This window comes from Novosphingobium rhizosphaerae, assembly GCF_050920675.1.
Classification (GTDB): domain Bacteria; phylum Pseudomonadota; class Alphaproteobacteria; order Sphingomonadales; family Sphingomonadaceae; genus Novosphingobium; species Novosphingobium rhizosphaerae.
Map to the genome: position 1 here is coordinate 3596675 of NZ_CP137861.1, position 18499 is coordinate 3615173.

The 18499-nt window shown below is 66.3% G+C and carries 18 protein-coding genes and 1 tRNA gene; 5 read left to right on the top strand and 14 right to left on the bottom strand.

The annotated features are described in order from the left end of the window. Nucleotides 1-10 precede the first annotated feature (10 nt). The 5 genes from infB to R9J51_RS16360 all read right to left on the bottom strand — a co-directional run bounded on the left by infB (nucleotide 11) and on the right by R9J51_RS16360 (nucleotide 6233). Entirely contained in the window at nucleotides 11-2671 is a 2661-nt protein-coding gene (gene infB, locus R9J51_RS16340) for a translation initiation factor IF-2 (RefSeq protein WP_179505102.1), read from the bottom strand. Between the two features lie 5 nt (nucleotides 2672-2676). Continuing rightward, nucleotides 2677-3468, bottom strand: coding sequence for a DUF448 domain-containing protein (locus R9J51_RS16345; protein ID WP_169476269.1), 792 nt, complete (start codon nucleotides 3466-3468; stop codon nucleotides 2677-2679). After that, nucleotides 3449-5095, bottom strand: a complete 1647-nt coding sequence (nusA, locus tag R9J51_RS16350; RefSeq protein ID WP_168557758.1) for a transcription termination factor NusA — start codon at nucleotides 5093-5095, stop codon at nucleotides 3449-3451. Before nusA ends, R9J51_RS16345 begins: the two co-directional genes overlap by 20 nt. A gap of 3 nt (nucleotides 5096-5098) precedes the next feature. Next, a complete protein-coding gene (gene rimP / locus R9J51_RS16355) occupies nucleotides 5099-5701 on the bottom strand; it encodes a ribosome maturation protein RimP (protein WP_179505103.1) in 603 nt (200 codons plus the stop codon). 310 nt (nucleotides 5702-6011) lie between these two features. Beyond that, the gene (locus R9J51_RS16360; RefSeq protein WP_179505104.1) at nucleotides 6012-6233 is read right to left on the bottom strand and encodes a hypothetical protein; all 222 of its coding nucleotides are present in this window, start codon (nucleotides 6231-6233) and stop codon (nucleotides 6012-6014) included. A gap of 1 nt (nucleotide 6234) precedes the next feature. On the opposite strand from R9J51_RS16360, the gene R9J51_RS16365 reads away from it, so the two are divergent. Both R9J51_RS16365 and R9J51_RS16370 read left to right on the top strand, forming a co-directional pair. Then, nucleotides 6235-6375 carry a hypothetical protein gene (locus tag R9J51_RS16365; protein ID WP_168557756.1) on the top strand — a complete coding sequence of 47 codons (141 nt, stop codon included), beginning with the start codon at nucleotides 6235-6237 and terminating at the stop codon, nucleotides 6373-6375. Next, entirely contained in the window at nucleotides 6372-6602 is a 231-nt protein-coding gene (locus tag R9J51_RS16370) for a PspC domain-containing protein (RefSeq protein ID WP_248290551.1), read from the top strand. The genes R9J51_RS16365 and R9J51_RS16370 overlap by 4 nt, the downstream gene beginning before the upstream one ends. A gap of 27 nt (nucleotides 6603-6629) precedes the next feature. On the opposite strand, the gene R9J51_RS16375 is transcribed toward R9J51_RS16370, so the two are convergent. Further along, a complete protein-coding gene (locus R9J51_RS16375) occupies nucleotides 6630-7448 on the bottom strand; it encodes a queuosine precursor transporter (RefSeq protein ID WP_168557755.1) in 819 nt (272 codons plus the stop codon). A gap of 62 nt (nucleotides 7449-7510) precedes the next feature. Between R9J51_RS16375 and R9J51_RS16380 the strand changes: the two genes are divergently transcribed. From R9J51_RS16380 to epsC, 3 genes are all read left to right on the top strand, one after another. After that, a tRNA-Arg gene (locus tag R9J51_RS16380) sits at nucleotides 7511-7587 on the top strand. Nucleotides 7588-7929: 342 nt separating this feature from the next. Further along, a complete protein-coding gene (locus tag R9J51_RS16385; protein ID WP_179505105.1) occupies nucleotides 7930-8796 on the top strand; it encodes a shikimate 5-dehydrogenase in 867 nt (288 codons plus the stop codon). A gap of 112 nt (nucleotides 8797-8908) precedes the next feature. Beyond that, nucleotides 8909-9850, top strand: coding sequence for a serine O-acetyltransferase EpsC (gene epsC / locus R9J51_RS16390; protein ID WP_168557800.1), 942 nt, complete (start codon nucleotides 8909-8911; stop codon nucleotides 9848-9850). A gap of 10 nt (nucleotides 9851-9860) precedes the next feature. On the opposite strand, the gene R9J51_RS16395 is transcribed toward epsC, so the two are convergent. The 8 genes from R9J51_RS16395 to R9J51_RS16430 form a co-directional block, all read right to left on the bottom strand. Then, nucleotides 9861-12617, bottom strand: coding sequence for a hypothetical protein (locus R9J51_RS16395; protein WP_179505106.1), 2757 nt, complete (start codon nucleotides 12615-12617; stop codon nucleotides 9861-9863). A 419-nt stretch (nucleotides 12618-13036) separates the two neighbouring features. Next, nucleotides 13037-13909, bottom strand: coding sequence for a hypothetical protein (locus R9J51_RS16400; RefSeq protein ID WP_218847397.1), 873 nt, complete (start codon nucleotides 13907-13909; stop codon nucleotides 13037-13039). A 209-nt stretch (nucleotides 13910-14118) separates the two neighbouring features. Further along, on the bottom strand, nucleotides 14119-14691 hold the full coding sequence (locus R9J51_RS16405; protein WP_179505108.1) for a DUF4402 domain-containing protein: 573 nt from the start codon (nucleotides 14689-14691) through the stop codon (nucleotides 14119-14121). A gap of 63 nt (nucleotides 14692-14754) precedes the next feature. Further along, on the bottom strand, nucleotides 14755-15249 hold the full coding sequence (locus tag R9J51_RS16410; RefSeq protein WP_168557750.1) for a DUF4402 domain-containing protein: 495 nt from the start codon (nucleotides 15247-15249) through the stop codon (nucleotides 14755-14757). Nucleotides 15250-15492: 243 nt separating this feature from the next. Beyond that, on the bottom strand, nucleotides 15493-16011 hold the full coding sequence (locus tag R9J51_RS16415) for a DUF4402 domain-containing protein (RefSeq protein ID WP_179505109.1): 519 nt from the start codon (nucleotides 16009-16011) through the stop codon (nucleotides 15493-15495). 116 nt (nucleotides 16012-16127) lie between these two features. Then, nucleotides 16128-16637, bottom strand: coding sequence for a DUF4402 domain-containing protein (locus R9J51_RS16420; RefSeq protein ID WP_179505110.1), 510 nt, complete (start codon nucleotides 16635-16637; stop codon nucleotides 16128-16130). 173 nt (nucleotides 16638-16810) lie between these two features. Then, nucleotides 16811-17743, bottom strand: coding sequence for an FAD-binding protein (locus tag R9J51_RS16425; protein ID WP_179505111.1), 933 nt, complete (start codon nucleotides 17741-17743; stop codon nucleotides 16811-16813). Next, nucleotides 17743-18489 (bottom strand): electron transfer flavoprotein subunit beta/FixA family protein, encoded by a 747-nt coding sequence (locus tag R9J51_RS16430; RefSeq protein WP_168556115.1) that lies wholly within the window; start codon nucleotides 18487-18489, stop codon nucleotides 17743-17745. The genes R9J51_RS16425 and R9J51_RS16430 overlap by 1 nt, the downstream gene beginning before the upstream one ends. Nucleotides 18490-18499: the final 10 nt, after the last annotated feature.

The window sequence follows — 18499 nt, forward strand, 5'->3', positions numbered from 1 at the left end:
GATCCGAAGATCAGAGCGTGCGTTCGCGCTCTTCCACTTCGAACACTTCCAGCATGTCGCCAGCCTTGATGTCGTTGGTGTCGTGCAACACCACACCGCATTCCAGCCCGGCGCGCACTTCGGCCACGTCGTCCTTGAAGCGACGGAGCGACGCGATGGTCGTCTTGGAAACGATGACATCGTTGCGGGTAAGACGGGCGTGGATGCCCTTGCGGATATAGCCTTCCAGCACCAGCAGGCCTGCGGCCTTGTCCTTCTTGCCGGCGGGGAACACTTCCTTGACCTCGGCACGGCCGACCACGGTTTCGATGCGTTCCGGACCCAGCTCGCCCGCCATTTCCTTGGCGATGTCGTCGGTCAGCTGGTAGATCACGTCGAAGTACTTCATCCGCACCTTGTTGCGCTCGATCAGCTCGCGCGCCTTGGCGTTGGGACGGACATTGAAGCCCACGATCGGTGCACCCGATGCCTGGGCCAGGCCCACGTCGCTCTCGGTAATCGCACCCACGCCCGATTGCAGGATGCGGACCTTGATCTCGTCGGTCGACAAGCGGTTGAGCGCATTGACGATCGCTTCGGTCGAGCCCTGCACGTCGGCCTTGATCACCACCGGGTATTCGATGACGGTCTGCTTGGCAGCCAGCGCCGAGAACATGTTCTCGATGCTTGCCGGAGCCACGGCGGTGCGCTTGGCCGTCGCCTTTTCCTGGCGATAGGCGGCCACTTCGCGGGCGCGGGCTTCGTTTTCCACCACGGTGAGCGTGTCACCAGCCATCGGCACGCCGCCGATGCCCAGCACTTCGACCGGCAGCGAAGGCGGCGCGGATTTCACCTGGCGGCCCTTGTCATCCAGCATGGCGCGCACGCGACCAGACTGGGTGCCAACCACCAGGATGTCGCCCACATGCAGCGTGCCGCGGTTGATCAGCACGGTGGCGAGCGGACCCTTGCCCTTGTCGAGCTTGGCCTCGATCACGGTCGCCTCGGCGGCGCGATCGGGGTTGGAACGCAGTTCCATCAGTTCGGCCTGGAGCAGGATCTTCTCGATCAGCGTGTCGAGCCCGGCCCCGGTCTTGGAGGAAACTTCCACGTCCTGCACGTCGCCCGACATGTCTTCCACGATCACTTCGTGCTCGAGCAGGCGCTCGCGGATCTTCTGCGGGTTCGCCTCGGGCTTGTCGGCCTTGGTGATCGCCACGATCATCGGCACGCCGGCCGCCTTGGTGTGGTTGATGGCCTCGATCGTCTGCGGCATGATGCCGTCATCGGCCGCCACCACCAGGATGACGATATCGGTGACATTGGCACCGCGCATGCGCATCTCGGTAAAGGCTTCGTGGCCCGGCGTGTCGAGGAAGGTGATGTAGTCACCGCCCTTGGTCTTGATCTGATAGGCGCCGATGTGCTGCGTGATGCCGCCGGCTTCGCCGCGCACCACGTCGGTGCCGCGCAGCGCGTCGAGCAGGCTGGTCTTGCCATGATCGACGTGGCCCATGATCGCCACCACCGGGGGACGCGGCTTGAGCGACGCCTCGGCATCGATGTCCGAAGCGGTGTCGATATCGACGTCGCTTTCGTTCACGCGCTGGATGTTGTGGCCAAATTCGGTGACGAGCAGTTCGGCGGTGTCCTGGTCGATGGTCTGGTTGATGGTGACCATCATGCCCATCTTGAACAGCGCCTTGATCAGGTCCGCGGCCTTTTCCGCCATGCGGTTGGCCAGGTCCTGCACGGTGATCGCCTCGGGCACGACCACGTCGCGCACCTGCTTTTCACGCTGCTGGGTCTGCCCGGCAAAGTGCGCACGACGTTCCTTTTCACGGGCGCGCTTGAGCGCGGCGAGGGAGCGGGCGCGGGCGCCTTCATCTTCGTTGAGCGCGCGCGTCACGGTCAGCTTGCCCGCCTGGCGGCGGTCGTTGGCGTTCTTGTCGCGCGGGGCATGGGCCGGCTTCTTGGCCGGTTCGGGGCGCTTGGGCGCCACAACCGGGGTGAAGCGACGCGGTGCGGGCACGGCGGCCTGCGCCGGAGCAGCAGCAGCCGGCTTGGCCGCAGCCGGAGCGGCAGCCGCCACGGGCGCAGCGGCCGGGCGGGCCGATTCTTCGGCCGGGGCAGATGCCTCCGGCTCGGCAGCGGGCGCAGCGGCAGCAGCGACAGGCTCGGGCGCCGACGGCGCAGCGGCCGGGTCGGGTTCGGCAACCGGCGCAGGTTCAACCTCGCCGGCTTCCTGCGCGGCAGCAGCCTTGGCAGCCGCTTCCTTTTCCTCGGCGCGGCGGCGCTCGTCCTCGATCGCGCGCAGGCGTTCTTCCTGCTCGCGGCGGTTGGCCGCTTCCAGCGAAGCAAGGCGGGCTTCCTCGGCCTGGCGCAGCAGGCGGGCCTGCAGTTCCTGGCGTGTTTCGCGCGATGCGGTGGGCGAGACCGGCGGCGGCGGCGGCGGCACGACCGGGGCGCGGGCTGCAGGCACAGCCGGACGCGGCGCCGCGGCAGGGGCGGCGGCTGCCGGCGCAGCGGCTGCGGGCTGCCCGCCGGGCACCAGCTTGCGGCGCTTGACCTCGACCACCACCTTGTTGGTGCGACCATGGCTGAAGGTCTGCTTGACCTCTCCGGCCTCAACTGCGGTCTTCAGGCCCAGTGGCCTGCGGCCCAGTGTCGGCTTCTTGTCGCTATCGCTCATCGAACTCATTCGCCCTTCGTATCCAAATCGTCGTTCGCTGCTTGCGCAGCCGGTGCAGTGGCAGGGGCAGGCCCGCCTGGAGACTCGATCCCAATCGGGGTCCCAGGTGGTCCTTCCGGTGCCGCAGCCCCGATAAAGTGCATCAGACGGTCCAGTGGACCGGCAATCCGTTCGGCCGCAGCCGGATCGGTAACGCCCAGGTGAACGACGTTGTCGCGGCCCAATGCCACAGACAACGCCGCCCGGTCCAGCGGCAAGATGACCCCAGCCATCCCCGATCCTTCGGCCATTTCGCCCACGCGCCAGGCCTGTGCCAGCTTGCCCACGCCATCGGCGCGCGCATCGCTGGCGTGGGCCAGCCACGCTATCGCCCCCGAACGGGCGGATTGGGCAATTTTTTCGGTGCCCAGCACCAGATTGCCGGCCCGCAACTCGATTCCGAGTCGGTCCAGCGTGGCGCGCTTGAGGCCCTGTTCGATCAGATCGGGCAGGTCGGCAGGAATGGTGAGCGGCGCGCCCTTGAACGCACGCGCCAGCGCTCCCCTAAGTTTGCCATTGGCAAGCGCAATTTCAAGGTCTGCCCGCGACACGCCGATCCAGGCGCCGCGCCCGGGGGCACGCGCCAATGGGTCGGGCAGGACCAGGCCATCGGGCGAGATCGCCAGGCGCAGCAACGCGCCCCGGCCATCGTGGCGGGCGGTGAGGATGCATTTCCGCTCCGGCAAAGCCTTTTCAGGCCTTGCCGGGCGGTCTTGCGGCCCTTGCGCGCTCAGCGTCTCATTGTGAGGATTCCGCATCGGCGGCCTCCTCGGTTGCGGGGGCTTCGTCAGCCACCGGTTCGTCGTCGAACCAGTGGGCGCGTGCCGCCATGATGATTTCGTTGCCCTGCTCGTCGCTCAGGCCATATTCGCCCAGCACGCCACCCTTGTCTTCGCTGCGCTCCGAACGATCGCGCTCGCGGCGGTCGTTGCGGCGGCGCTGGTCGTTGTTGCGCTTCTTGGCGATCAGCTCGTCGGTGGCCAGATCGGCCAGATCGTCGAGCGTCTTGATCCCGGCCTTGCCCAGGGTCACGAGCATCGCTTCGGTCAGGTGCGGCAATTCGGCCAGGGCATCGTCCACACCCAGGGCGCGGCGTTCCTCGCGCTGGCCTTCCTCGCGGCGCTCCAGCGCTTCAAGCGCACGGTTCTGCAACTCGGACGCCAGCTCGTCGTCGAAACCTTCGATATTGGCCAGTTCGCTGATGTCGATGTAGGCCACTTCCTCCAGCTCGCTGAAGCCTTCGGCCACCAGCAGCTGCGAAAGGGTTTCGTCCACGTCGAGTTCTTCCTCGAACGTCTTGGAGCGTTCGGAGAATTCCTTCTGGCGCTTTTCGCTCGCCTCGGCCTCGGTCATGATGTCGATGGCCGAACCGGTGAGCGAGGAGGCCAGGCGCACGTTCTGGCCGCGACGGCCGATCGCCAGGCTGAGCTGGTCATCGGGCACGACCACTTCGATGCGGCTTTCTTCCTCGTCGATCACCACGCGGCTCACGGTTGCCGGCTGCAGCGCATTGACCACGAACGTCGCGGTGTCTTCGCTCCAGGGGATGATGTCGATCTTTTCGCCCTGCATTTCCTGGACCACCGCCTGAACGCGGCTGCCCTTCATGCCGACGCAGGCGCCGACCGGGTCGATCGAGCTGTCGCGGCTGATCACACCGATCTTGGCACGGCTGCCCGGATCGCGCGCAGCGGCCTTGATCTCGATGATGCCGTCATAGATTTCGGGCACTTCCTGGGCGAACAGCTTCTTCATGAAGTCGGGGTGTGCCCGGCTCAGGAAAATCTGCGGCCCGCGATTCTGGCGCTCGACCTTGAGGATCAGCGCGCGCACCCGCTCGCCCACGCGGGGCACTTCGCGCGGGATCTGCTGGTCGCGGCGGATCACGCCTTCGGCACGGCCCAGGTTGACGATCACGTGGCCGAATTCGACCGACTTGATCACGCCGGTGATGATTTCGCCGGCACGGTCCTTGAACTCGTCATACTGGCGATCGCGCTCGGCATCGCGCACCTTCTGGAAGATGACCTGCTTGGCCGACTGGGCGTCGATGCGGCCCAGGTCCACCGGGGGCAGCGGGTCGACGATGAAGTCACCCACCTTGGCGCCCGGCTGCAGCTTTTCGGCCTGCTTGAGATCGACCTGCTTGAAGTAGTCTTCGACATGCTCGACCACTTCAACCACGCGCCACAGGCGCAGGTCGCCGGTGCGCGGATCGAGCTTGGCGCGAATGTCGTTCTCGGCGCCATAGCGGTTGCGCGCCGACTTCTGGATCGCCTCTTCCATCGCTTCGATCACGATGGACTTGTCGATCATCTTTTCGGCAGCGACCGCGTTGGCAATCGCCAGCAGCTCGGCACGGTTGGCGGAAATCGCACTGGCCATGGCTTAGTCTTCCTGTTCCTCAAGAAATGCGTCGGTTTGCGCCAAAGCGTCTTCGTCTTCGAAATCTTCCTCGTCCACGCCGGAGGCATCCACCGGGCGGGAGGCAGCAATCAGCCGATCGGTCAGGATCAGCTTGGCATTGGTGACCAGGGCAAACGGCACGGCATAGACCCGGCCATCATCCTCGATCGAAATCGTGCCGGTATCGGCATCGAAGCCCTTGAGATCGCCGCGAAAGCGCTTGCGATTGTCCAGCAGCTCGACCAGCTCGATGCGGGCTTCGTGCCCGATCCAGGCAGCAAAATCCTTGGGACGGGTCAGCGGACGGTCGATCCCGGGCGAGCTGACTTCGAGGCGATAGGCTTCCTCGATCAGCATTTCGCCGGCTTCTTCGAGCGCGTCGATCTTGTCGGAAATGCGGTGCGACAAGGCGGCGCAATCGGCGATTACCAGCTGCCCGGTCTCGGGCCGCTCGGCCATGATCTGGAGCGTATGCTCCTCGTCGCCCACTTCGCTTTTGCCATAAAGGCGCACGCGCACGAGATCGAATCCCAGGGCCTTCACCTCGGGCTCCACAATCTCGATGATCCGCGCGATATCCGTCATGCCGTCTCCAATGACCCGAACATGCCCCTGGCATGCAAACCCATGCAGGCAACGGAGTTTCGCGCCGGCCCCTTTCGGCGCCAGCCCGCTCTTGCCTTCACAATGTCGGGATGAATGTGCAGATAAGGCAAGCAGCCCAAAATTGCAAGAACAAAGCGGCGACGCCGTTCCTTGCACGCGAAAATCCATGCTCGTCGCGGCAAAACAGGACGGGAGCCGCCGAATTGCTCCGGCGGCGCGCCACGGTGGGCCCGCCCGGCCCACGCGGCTCGCCTGCCTTCCAAGGGGAAAAGAAGGCCGGCTCCCGCCCTCAAAAGCTGCGCGGCATGCGAATCGCGTCAGCCATGGAACGCATCATCCAAATTATCGGTGAATAATCCCAATCCTTGGCATTCATTTGATGTTCATTCCCAGCGCGGGCGTGAAAAAATCTCGGAAAACCGCCACTTTCTGAATTTGGCACGGCCCATGCAAAGCAGGGAGCATCGGCCGGAAGCAAACGCTCCGGCGCCACTTTCAGGGAGTACCTCACGATGAACACCTTGCTTGCCATTGCCGGCCGCGCCTCTGCCGCGGTTGCCGCCCTCGCCCTTTCGCTGGCCCTGATCGGCCAGACCGTGGAAACGCCGGCCGTCACCGCCCAGGGCGCAGCCCCCGTCGTGGAGATCGCATGATGACCGACCTGCGCTTTGAAGACAGCCCCGTCCGCCCCGCCCGCCGCCGTGGCAGCATTTTCCGCCGCGACCGCCAGAACGGCAAGATCTTCGGCGTCTGCGCCGGCATGGCCGAAGCGCTGGATCTCGATGTCACGCTGGTGCGCGTTGCCTGGATCGCCGGCACGCTGCTGGGCTTCGGCTCGCTGCTGCTGATCTACCTGGCCATCGCCCTGCTTGCCGATTGATGCGGGCCGGATTCGACCCGCACCTCTTCACACCGAAGCGGTGCGGGCAAACGGCGAAAAATCGGTGTCGGTGTCGAACACGTCCACGCCTTCGCGCCGCTTGAGGAAATTGACCACCGCATAAGTCAGCGGCGTCAGCACCACTTCCCACAGCACTTTCATCGCCCAATTCGTGATCATCACGTGCACGACATCGGCGTTGGTCCAGGTGCCAAGGAACGCCACGGGATAGAAGATCAGGCTGTCAACCGCCTGGCCCACGATGGTGGAGCCCCAGGTGCGCGTGAACAGATATTTGCCGCCCGTCCACACTTTCATCCGCGCCATGACGAATGAATTGACGAACTCGCCCGCCCAGAACGCCGCGACCGAGGCGAGCACGATGCGCCAGGTGCTGCCGAACACCGAAACATAGGTGGTCTGGCAGACGGCCCCGGCGGAAGACTTGGCGACAAGACCGGCAAACTGCGGGTCACCGCTCGATGCGCACCCCCAATCGGCCGCCGGAGGCATCGCCACCACCACGAAACTCATCACCGCCATGAACAGCAGCGCGAAAAAGCCCACCCACACGCAGCGACGTGCATTGGCATAGCCGTACACTTCGGTGAGCACGTCGCCCAGGATGTAGGAGATCGGGAAGAACAGGATGCCCGCGCCAAAGGTGAACCCGCCCACGCTCGACAGCTTGGACGCGCCGATCAGGTTCGACAGCAGCAAGATCGCCACGAACGCGGCCATCATATAGTCGAAGAAGCGGAAATGGCGGCGTGCGCCGAGCGAGCCCCCAATCTTTTCGAGCGCAGGCTTTTCGAGCGTCGGCGATGCAGGAGCGGGATCGTTCATGGGGATGAACTGCTATCGCCATTTGCACCAAAGGCAAAGCCGTCTTATGGGCACGGCTGTGCGCGCCCTTAGCTCAGCTGGATAGAGCATCGGCCTTCTAAGCCGGTGGTCGCAGGTTCGAATCCTGCAGGGCGCGCCATCACCGTGCCCTCACCATGCCTCGTCGCGGCGACAATCGGGGCACATGTCGATCAACTTGCAGTTCGGGGCGCCATAGGGGCAGCGCCAACTGAAAAACCGACGCAGAAAATCGACAATCGCGCGCATCCCTGAACAGCCCCCCGATCATTCCGTTCAGCGCCAATACTGCCCGGTCCCACGAGGGCATTTAGACCAAGCCAACTCGAATCGCCAGTGTAAGTTGCTGCAAATATGGCAATACTTCAAATTGGGTATTGATTTCCCCGTCTCAATGCGTTCCTGCAAATTGCCCCAAACTCTGCCGCGCCAGGCGCCGGCGCCAACAAAGGAGCCTCCCCCGATGCCCCAAAAGCCCCCCATCGGCCGTGACACTCGCTTGTGCATGTCGCTTTCGGGTCGCCCCGGGAATGCCGGATCGCGCCTGCACAACTTCCTCTATGAAGCGCTGGGCCTCGATTTCCTCTACAAGTCTTTCTCCACGCGCGATCTTCCTGCTGCCGTCGCCGGGATTCGCGCGCTCGACATTCGCGGCAGCGCGATTTCGATGCCGTTCAAGGAAGCGGTGATCCCGTTGCTCGATGCGCTGGAGCCCTCCGCGCTCGCCATCGACAGCGTCAACACCATCGTCAACGACGACGGCCGCCTCACCGGATACAACACCGATTACACCGCCTGTCGCCAGTTGCTGGAAGCCAGCCCGGCCGATCGCGCCGCGCCCTTCATCCTGCGCGGCAGCGGCGGCATGGCCAAGGCGGTGGTTGCCGCGCTGCGCGATGCCGGGTTTACCCAGGGCACGATCGTGGCGCGCAATGGCGTGGCCGGCCCGGCACTGGCGCAACGCTATGGCTTTGCCTGGGCAAGCGAACTGCCAGCCCAAGGTGCGCCGCTGCTGGTCAATGTCACGCCGCTGGGCATGGAAGGCCCCGAGGCATCGACGCTCGCCTTTCCGGCAGCCATGATCGCCGCCGCGCAAGTGGCGTTCGACGTGGTCGCCCAGCCGGCGCAGACCCCGTTCATCCAGGCCGCGATCGCCGCCGGCAAGCCGGTGATCTCTGGCGCGGAAGTCATCGTGCTCCAGGCGGTGGAGCAATTCGTGCTCTACACCGGGGTGCGCCCCTCGGCCGATCTGGTGGTAGAAGCGGCGCGGTTTGCCCATGGCGATGCCACGGCCGCGCGCCTCGCCGCGGCCGGCCTTGCCCAGGCATAACAAACCTTGGGCGCCCCCCTTTCCGTGGTGGGCGGGCATCCTATATGATGCGCAAGAAGCCAGACCGCCCACGATCGACGGTCCACGCAGGCGCAGGAAGGACATGAGGGATATGGGCAAGGCCGACGTGGAATTTCCCGAGCCACCATTTGCCGTCAACGAAGTGGTCGAGCGGCTGCGCGACGTGCGCGAAAACTGGCGCGACGCACGCAGCAAGCGCGGCGATTACGGCGCCGTGGGATTCCCGTCGCGCCATGCGCTGGGCCGCATCATCGACGTGCTCGCCGCCGCCCTGTTCCCGCTGCGCCTGGGGCCGGCAGAAGTGACTGCGGTCAACGAAGACATCTTCGTTTCGGCCAGCCTGCAATCGGCCCTGCCGCTGCTCGCCGCGCAAGTGCGGATGGAACTGCACTACAGCCATCCAGAAGATGGCGACGCCATCGTCGACGCCGAAGTGAACCGCATCGTCGGCACCCTCGCGGCGCGCCTGCCCGAAATCCGCCGCCTGCTCGACAGCGATGTGGAAGCCGCCTTCGATGGCGACCCCGCCGCGCGCTGCGTCGATGAAGTGCTGCTGTGCTATCCGTTCGTCACCGCCGTGCTGCATCACCGCGTGGCGCACGAACTCTACAAGCTCGGCGCGCCGCTGGTGGCCCGCATCCTGGCTGAAATCGCCCATTCGCGCACGGGGATCGATATCCATCCCGGCGCCACGATCGGCGAAAGCTTCTTCATCGACCATGGCACCGGCGTGGTGATCGGGCAGACCGCAATCATCGGCAAGCGCGTGCGCATCTACCAGGCCGTAACCCTGGGCGCGCGCAGCTTCAGCACCGACGAGGACGGGAAACTGGTCAAGGACGAACCGCGCCATCCGATCATCGAGGATGACGTGACGATCTATGCCGGGGCCACGATCCTGGGCCGCGTAACCATCGGGCGCTGCTCCGTCATCGGGGGCAATGTCTGGCTTACCCGCTCGGTCCCGCCGGGCAGCCGCGTGCGCCAGACCCAGGCCAGCGTCACGGTGGAAGCCGGCGACCCCTGCGACTGATGGCGCGCCGTCAATGCGCGGCGGAAACCTCCAGGTCACGCCGCGCGCCGCGCCCGTCCCCGGTCACCGTGATGGCCGCGCTGTCTTGCGCCACCAGGCCATAGCGGCGAACCTGATCCGGATCGACACGCAGGCGATATGTGCCGGGCCGCACCTGCTCGAAAAGGTAGAACCCGTCCGCTTCTGACCGCACTTGCGCCACCACGGTGCCCTTGGCGTCAACCAGTTGCACCGCCAGGCCCGAAACTTCGCGGCGCCGCCCACTCCCGGCGCTGGCAAAGCGCGCGGTGCCTTCGATCTCGCTCAGGGCCTGGATGGCAAAATGGCTGACATGGATGCGGCCGGGCCGGGGCACCACTTCCACCCCGCGGGTCACCGGGGCCAGGGCAATGTCGGGCAGGCTGTCTATGTCCACCTGCACGCTGGTGCGCGTGCCGCTGCCCAATTGGCCCAGGAAGGCCTGGCCGTGCCGGTCGCTTTGCACCACGTCTGCGCCCGACGTAAACGCCGCGCCCGGCAAGGCCAGCTCGCCATCATCGTGCCGCCCGTTGCCGTTGTTGTCGCGAAACGCATCGACCATCACCGCGCCGGACGAGGCCAGCCCCGGCCTTGCCAGAAAGAGGCGTCCATCCAGCGGATTGCGCCCGATGCTGAACCCCAGGCGCACCATCGCGGCATAGCTGCGATCGGGAAACCCCACCGCCGCATCGAATCCTATGGTAAGGCGCGGCAGGCGGCGAATGGCGCTCACCCCCAATTGCGTCTGGTGGTTGTCAAAGGCGTGGGAGGCCGTGGCCGCCACCAGCGTCTGTTCGCCGATGCGCCGGTTCACTTCCACCGCCGCGCTGGCAAAGGCCGGGCGCGGCAGCACCCGCGTGCCCAGCCCGGCGCGCACCTGCCAGCGAGAACCCGACAGCGTGGCAAGGTCAAAGCTCGCCAGCAATTGCCGGCTCGTCGCCATGCCCGGCGCGCTGGTGCTGGTCAGTTCCCACGCGCTCGACACCAGCACGCCACCCCGCGCCAAGGAAGAGCGCAGGCTGGCGGTCACATCGCGCTGTCCATCAAGGTGGTCCACCATGCGCCAGCGCGCGGCAAGCGGCAGCGTGAGGCCGTTGCCACGATGCGACAGCACCAGTTGTCCCGAAAGTTCAGCCTCGCTCACCGCGCGCAGCGGCTGGGCGGAAAGCGCCTGTACCTCGTCGACAAAACCCCGGCGATATTCGCTGTGCGCCGCAGTGAACGACAGCCCCAGCACGCGTGCCCCGCCGCCCAGCGTGATGCCATAGGCCCCGCCCTTTTCGATACCGGCATCCGCGCGCAAGGCCACCGGCCCGATCCCGGTGCGCAGGCCCAGGCTGGCCAGATAGTTGCGGCCGGCATCGCCATCGAACCAGGCCAGGCCCCCCAGCACGGTCAGCGCCGGATTGATCCCCCAGCCCAGCTGCGCACCGGCGCGCCAGCGGCCATAGTCCTGCCCTGGCTGAAACGCGGCGCCATGCGCGCCCAGCACACTCGATCCGTTCTGCAGGGCTGCCAGGCTATAGACGAACTGGCCGGGCGACAGCCGCCCATCGCCCACGCTGATCCGCCGCACTTCCTCGCGCCGCTGGCCTTGCGGGCCATAGAACACCAGTCGCAAGACATTGAGGCCGAAATCCACCGGCACCGCCAGGAATTCGTACTGGCCATTGACCGGCTTGGCCGTCGATCCCACCAGGATGCCGTTGCGATAGAGTTCCACTTCATAGCCAGCGAGCAACGGCCCGCGCAGGTCGAGCGTATCGAAAACGCTGGTCTGTTCGATCGGCGCGTTGGTGACTGCCACGCCCCGGCCCGAAACCCCGCGCAGGCCGATCGCCATGGGCATGCTGGCCACATCGCCCAGAGCAAAGCCGGTGGCGCGCAGCGGCCCCAGCAATTGCCCGTCGGGATCGCGCCGGCCCATTTCCACGCGGGCCGCCACCAGGCCTTCGGCGCTATCGAGGCTGGCATAGGCCTGCGCGGTCATCCAGGCCAGGTCACCCGCCAGGCGCACGTCGGCCTGGCCGCGCGTGCCGCGCTGATCGTCGGACACGGCGCGCAATTCCGCTTCGGCCGAAGGCACGCTGGCGGCGAGCCACGGCGTTTCCTCGCGCGGCCAGCGCTGCGGCCCCTGGTTGCGATGCAGCCCCGCCAAGCGCTCGCGCTCGGCCTCGCGCGCCAGGCGCTGTTCAAAGGGAAACGGCTCGTGCGTGCGGATCACCAGCGACTGGTCGCGCAAGTCGGCCCGCGCCTCCAGTGGCAGCAGGGTCGCCACGCGGTCGGCCCGCACATACAGCTCCCCGTCAAAGGCCGTGGCTTCACCTGTTTCGGTCGCGCGTTCCTTGCCGGCCACGGCAATCTTGCCCTGGCGCAGGTCCACACTCAACGTGCGGTTTTCGGCCAGGAACCAACCGCTGGCAAAATGCCCCTCGTCGCTCACCCGGATCGGCAGATCGAGGAAGCGGGCCAGCGCGCCCAGCGGCAGATAGACCCCGGCACGCGTGCCATAGGCAATCACCGTGTCTTCGAAGCCGCCCTTTTCGGTGCGCATCTGCAGCACGAGTTCGTCGTCATAATCGAACAGCGGCGCGCCTTTGGCCGATGGCGCGTGATCGGCCGGCGCGCGTGGTGCCTTGGCCTGTGCCTTGTCTGCAGGCGCGGCGCGCGGCGGGGGCGCTTGAATCTGCGCCGGCGTTGGTGCCGGCGCCTCGGCAACCGGCCCGCTCGCGGCTTTGGCGCCAAACATCGGCCGTGGCAGACGCGGGCCAGCGCTCGCCGACGCCCGGCTCCTGCGCGGGGCCATGCCGGCGTGTGCCAATGCCTGCGGCGCGACAGAAACCAGCAGGTTGCGCCGTATCACCGCGCGGCGATGCATGCGCCAGGCGCGCCACAGGTGGCGCCTGCGATGATGGTCCCACCGCCGCGCATGATGGCCCTGGAGGAAGCGCAAGCCCGGCATGGCAAATCGCTGGCCATGGCCATGCCCGCATGAGGGCCGGGCGATTCCCGCGTGCACGGGAGCGGCGTGACATGGCTGTGCCCATGCAGGCGTGCCATGGGCCAGGCAGCCCAGCCCCAAACCCAGGCCCGTGCTCCACCAGGTGGCCCGCGCTGCCAGGGCCTGCGGCAAGGCAGGGCCCATGGCAGGCGGGCATGGCGGCGTGATCACGGCACGGTGAAGTCCTGCTTGGCCAGCGTCTGGCCGGGGGCAAAGTCATCGTCGGTGTACGTCACCGTGACGCGCGCGCCCGGCGCCAGCGGCCCCGCGGCAGGGTTGAGCGGCAAGGTCACCGTGCGGCCATCCACTTCGGGATAGATGCCCACCCCGCGCGCCACCGCCAGTGGCCCCTTGGCGCCCGGCGCCGTTACCGTGATGTCTCCGAACGCGGACCGCGTGCCGCCGCGGGTGATCGCAAGCGCCAGCGCCTGGCGCCCATCGGGCAAGGCCGTGCGCCGCACGCTGGCTAGGCCCACGGTCAGCGTGGTTTCGCCCACGCGCACGATCACGGGAATGGAAATGCCAAAGCGCGGCACGATCTTCACGCCGATGGCGTTCTTGGGCGGGTTGCCGGCCGCATCGGCAATCGACAGGCCCTGGTCCACATCGGGCGGCACTGCCACGGCGGAAAAATGCGCACGATATTCGCCCGGCGGCAGCCCTTCGGGCAGGCGCGCCATGACGCGCACGGTCTGCGCTTCATTGCCTTGCAACACCACGCGGCGCGGCGACCAGCGCAGCATGTCGGCCGCGGTCTTGACCCGGGCCTTGAGCGCAGGATCGGTGACGGCGGCCAGGTCCACGATATCGCCGCCCGGCGTCATCGCGCGGTCGGTGATGGCGATTTCATAATCGCCCGATCCGGCACTGCGATTGTAAAGCCCGATCGTGGCCACACGCTGGCGATCATCGAGCACCACGCGCTTGGGAAACAGATTTACATCGCCAAGCCCGCCTACCGCCCCTTCGGGTGGCACTGCATTGGCGACCGGCGCAGTTGGTGGCGGATCATCGGCGGCGCGCACCGCGCCCGAAACCATTCCCCCAACCATAGCCGTGGCGATGATGCCCAAGATCCGCAACCCGGCATCCCGCACGCCAATAGCCCGCGCGCCTTTAGCCCGCACTGGGGCCCCCGCCCCCGCGCAACGCATCCCCTTCATCGCTTACCCCCGTACAGCTTGGCGGAAGCTATAGGGATTTTTCCTAGGGGTTCACAAGATGGATATCGCGAAACAATACGGCGCCATCACAGGTAGGTGACTGTCACCGCATAGGTTCCTCGATAGGTTCCAACAGCTTGCCGTGCATTCACGTTGAGTTGCGCGCCCACGTTAAGCGTGAATTCGCCATCGCTGTCCGTCCAGGCAAAGCCGAAAAAGGTGGATTGGGTGAAATTGCTCACCGTCATGCTCGCGCCGTTACCCGTCAACGTGATCGACGAAGGCAGCGTCACATAGAACAGCCGGCCGGCATCCCCATCCACGGCAAATTGCCCGGCGCGCGGCGGATTTGCGCTGTTTTGCGCGATCGTGGTCTGCGCGCCCATGCCGCCCGAGGCGGTCAGCGTGCCATCGGTGGTCAGCACAAGCGCGCCCGCCGATGCGGGCTGAACGAACTGGCCAAAGCTCATGCCATTGATCTGGCGAACCGAAATGGGGGCGACCACCGTTCCCGCGGCAGTCCCGCTGACGGTAACCTTGTTCGGCGCCGCTTGGGCCGATCCGGGCGCCAGGCCCAGGACGATCCCGCTCGACCACACAAGGCCCGCTGCCGCCCATCCCGACCAGGTCCTGCGGCCAGGTTTGCGGTTTCCAATCATGGTTAATTATCCTGTACCGAAAGAGACCGGCTCACCCCCCGATGAGCCGGCCCCTCGTCGCGATCAGTTGTAGGTGACCGTCGCGCTATACGTGCCCGAATAGGCACCAGCCGGTTCCGTGCCGGCCAGGGTCAGCGTACCGCCAACCGTAAACGATGCATTGCCCTTGCTGTCGAGCGCGCCGGTGGCGGCAGACGCTGCGGTGGTGAAGGGAATGGTGTTGGTGCCGTTGGCGATCGTGCCACCCGTGGTGGTGATCGCAAACGAACGGCTGGGATCACCGGTCACGGTGAACGCATCGGCCGCGTTGGCATTGCCCGTCACGAACACCACGCCGCCCGAAACCGAGCCAGCGCCGCCGGCGCCCACGGTGATCGAGCCCGCACCGGTGGTGAAGGTGCCGAACTTGAGCGCCGCGCCCGAAGTGTGGGCCAGCGTGATCGGCGCGATCACCGTGGCGGTGGCCGTACCGTTGGTGGTGGCAGTGTTGCCGGCGGCAAAAGCCGGAACGGCAGCAGCAGCGGCGATCACGGCCGCGATAACAGCAATCTTCTTCATCGTCTTTACCCCTTAAAGACCCCCTGGGTGCTCTCTGCGAGAGACACCGCACCAGCACGTTCTACGTACTTTCCCCGTCCTGCGGTGCAGGCCTTCTTTAATCTGGGTTAAGTTAACAATTCACCCAATTGGCGTTTACCCCTGGCTTTGGCAAAACAAGCACATAGGGAATTTCCCCTGTAAATTTCCCGCCACATCGCAAAAAATTTCGCCAGTCCGGCACGAAAAAAACGCGCGCGAGAATCAGCCGTAAGTGACGATCAGGGGAATCGTCAGGCGATAGCGCGCTGCCGGGGCATCGGCAGGGACAGTCAGCGTTCCACCCACGCTGAACGTATCGGTGCCCTGCGCATCAAGCAGCCCGGCATTGCCGGTGGGCCCCGGGGTGTGCGCGAGCACGGCCAAGGCATCGACCGTCAGCACGGGGCCTTGGCCATCGCCACTGACCACCAGGCTTTCCGGCACGGACACGAGATAGACGCGCCCCGCCTCGCCATGCACGGCAAAGCGGGCAGGATGCGCCGCAGCGCAGGGCACGCCGGCCCCGCACGCCGCGATGGCCCCTCCGCCATAGCGCGGCGCTCCGCCGGCGGGATCGACCGCCACGGTGCCGCCTGTCGTGGCGCGGCCCACCACGACGCCAAAATCCAGCGCGTCGAGCGCATCGACGGATAGCGCGGCGACGACCCGTGCCTGCGCCTCGCCGGTGGCGGTGTTGGCCTGGGCTGCCTGGGCGCTGCCCGGCAAGGCAAGCACGGCCATAACGGCACACCTACGTGCCAATTTGGCCCGAAACTTTGGTGAACGATTATCAACCACCTGATTGCCTTGCGTTTCCCATTGGGAGGAAACCACGAAGCGTATCGCAGAACAAGAGGCTAAAGCACGGCCAGCAAGATGGCGGTGACCGGCAAGGGGATCGTCAGGTCAGCCCCGCCCGCCTGCCGATCCACATCGATGCGCGCACCAATGGCGAAATTGGCGGTGCACACCCGCGTGGTGCAATTGGCGATCGTCACGGTGACGGGCATTCCCGAAACCAGCAGGCTGCCGCCCGGCAGATCGGATTCGAATGCGGAAAGGCGCGCCACGACGCCATCCTTGATCAGTTGCCCCGGCGCGATCAACATCACTTGCGCGGCCACTGTGATCGGGCGGGTGCTGGTACTGCCGCGATCGTAGCGGAGGGTGAATTGCGCCGGGCCGGTGCTGCTGCCGGCCACCGCCATGATCCCGCTGCCACTCACCGCACCACTGGCACCCACGGAACGCCAGCCACTGGCAAACACGGCAAAGCGGCCGAACCGCAAGTCTGCCGTGCGCTGGATCGAAAAACTGTCCGCCTGCGCTGCCGGCGCTAGCGACAGCGCCACGACCAGCGCCGCCATGCCCAAGATGCCCCGCCCCATGGCCTGCCTATAGCGCAAGTCTGGCGGATGGTCATCAAGGGCATTGGGGCAACCCCCCTCCCCTAACCCCTCCCGCACGCGGGAGGGGGATTTTGCCTTAAGCTCCCCTCCCGCTTGCGGGAGGGGCTGGGGGAGGGCATGTTCCCGTCAAATCAAAGCTTCGCCACCAGCTCCGGCACGGCGGTGAACAGGTCGGCGACCAGGCCCACGTCGGCCACCTGGAAGATCGGGGCGTCTTCGTCCTTGTTGATGGCGATGATGGTCTTGGAGTCCTTCATCCCCGCCAGGTGCTGGATCGCGCCGGAAATGCCCACCGCGACATAGACTTGCGGCGCCACGATCTTGCCGGTCTGGCCCACCTGGTAATCGTTGGGCACATAGCCCGCGTCCACCGCCGCGCGGCTGGCGCCGATCGCGGCGCCCAGCTTGTCGGCCAAGGGCGTGATCGTCGCGGCAAAGGTTTCCGCGTCCTTGAGCGCGCGGCCACCCGAGACGATGACCTTGGCGCTGGTCAGTTCCGGGCGCTCGCTCTTGGCGATTTCCGAACCGACGAAGCTGGACAGGCCAGCGTCGCCCGCGCCGCTCACCGCTTCGACAGCGGCGCTGCCACCGGTCACGTCCGCCTTGGCAAAGGCGGTGCTGCGCACGGTGATCACCAGCTTGGCATCGCCCGATTCGACCGTGGCGATGGCATTGCCGGCATAGATCGGCCGGGTGAAGGTCTTGGGCCCTTCCACGGAAAGAATGTCCGAGACCTGCGCCACGTCGAGCAGCGCGGCGACGCGCGGCGCGACGTTCTTGCCGGTGGTGGTGGCCGGCGCCACGAAGGCGTCGTAATCGGCCATCAGGGCGGCCACGAGCGGCGCGACGTTCTCGGCCAGGGCATGGGCATAGGCCGCGTCATCGGCCTTGAGCACGGCAGAAACGCCGGCGATCTGCCCCGCCGCAGCGGCCACGGCATCGACGCCTTCGCCCGCCACCAGCGCCACCACGTCGCCAAGCTGGGCTGCGGCGGTCACCGCGCTCAGCGTCGCGTCCTTGATCGCGGCGCCATCGTGCTCGACCCAGAGAAGAACCTTACCCATCACGCGACTCCCAGTTCCTTGAGCTTGGCCACCAGCGCATCGACATCGGCCACTTTCACGCCCGCCGCGCGCACCGGCGGCTCGGCCACTTTCAGCGTCTTGAGGCGCGGCGCCACGTCCACGCCCAGGTCGGCGGCGGTCTTGGTGGCGAGCGGCTTGGACTTGGCTTTCATGATGTTGGGCAGCGAGGCATAGCGCGGCTCGTTCAAACGCAAGTCGGTGGTCACCACCGCCGGCAGCGCCAGCTTGACCGTTTCCAGCCCGCCGTCGATCTCGCGCTTGACGATCAGCTGATCGCCTTCCACGCTGACTTCATTGGCAAAAGTGCCCTGCGGCCGGCCGAGCAGCGCGGCGACCATCTGGCCCACCTGGTTCGAATCGTCGTCGATCGCCTGCTTGCCGGTGATGATCAGGCCGGGCTGTTCCTCGCCGGCAATCGCCGCCACGATCTTGGCCACGCCCAGCGGCTCCACGTCTTCGTCAGACTGCACCAGGATCGCCCGGTCCGCGCCCATCGCCAGCGCCGTGCGCAGCGTGTCCGCCGCCTTGGCCGGCCCCACCGAAACCGCAACCACTTCCGAAACCACGCCCTTTTCCTTCAGGCGAATCGCTTCTTCCACCGCGATCTCGTCGAACGGGTTCATACTCATCTTCACGTTCGCCAGCTCGACACCCGTGCCATCCGCCTTCACCCGCGGCTTCACGTTGTAGTCGATCACCCGCTTCACGCAGACCAGGGCTTTCATCGATTGTGTC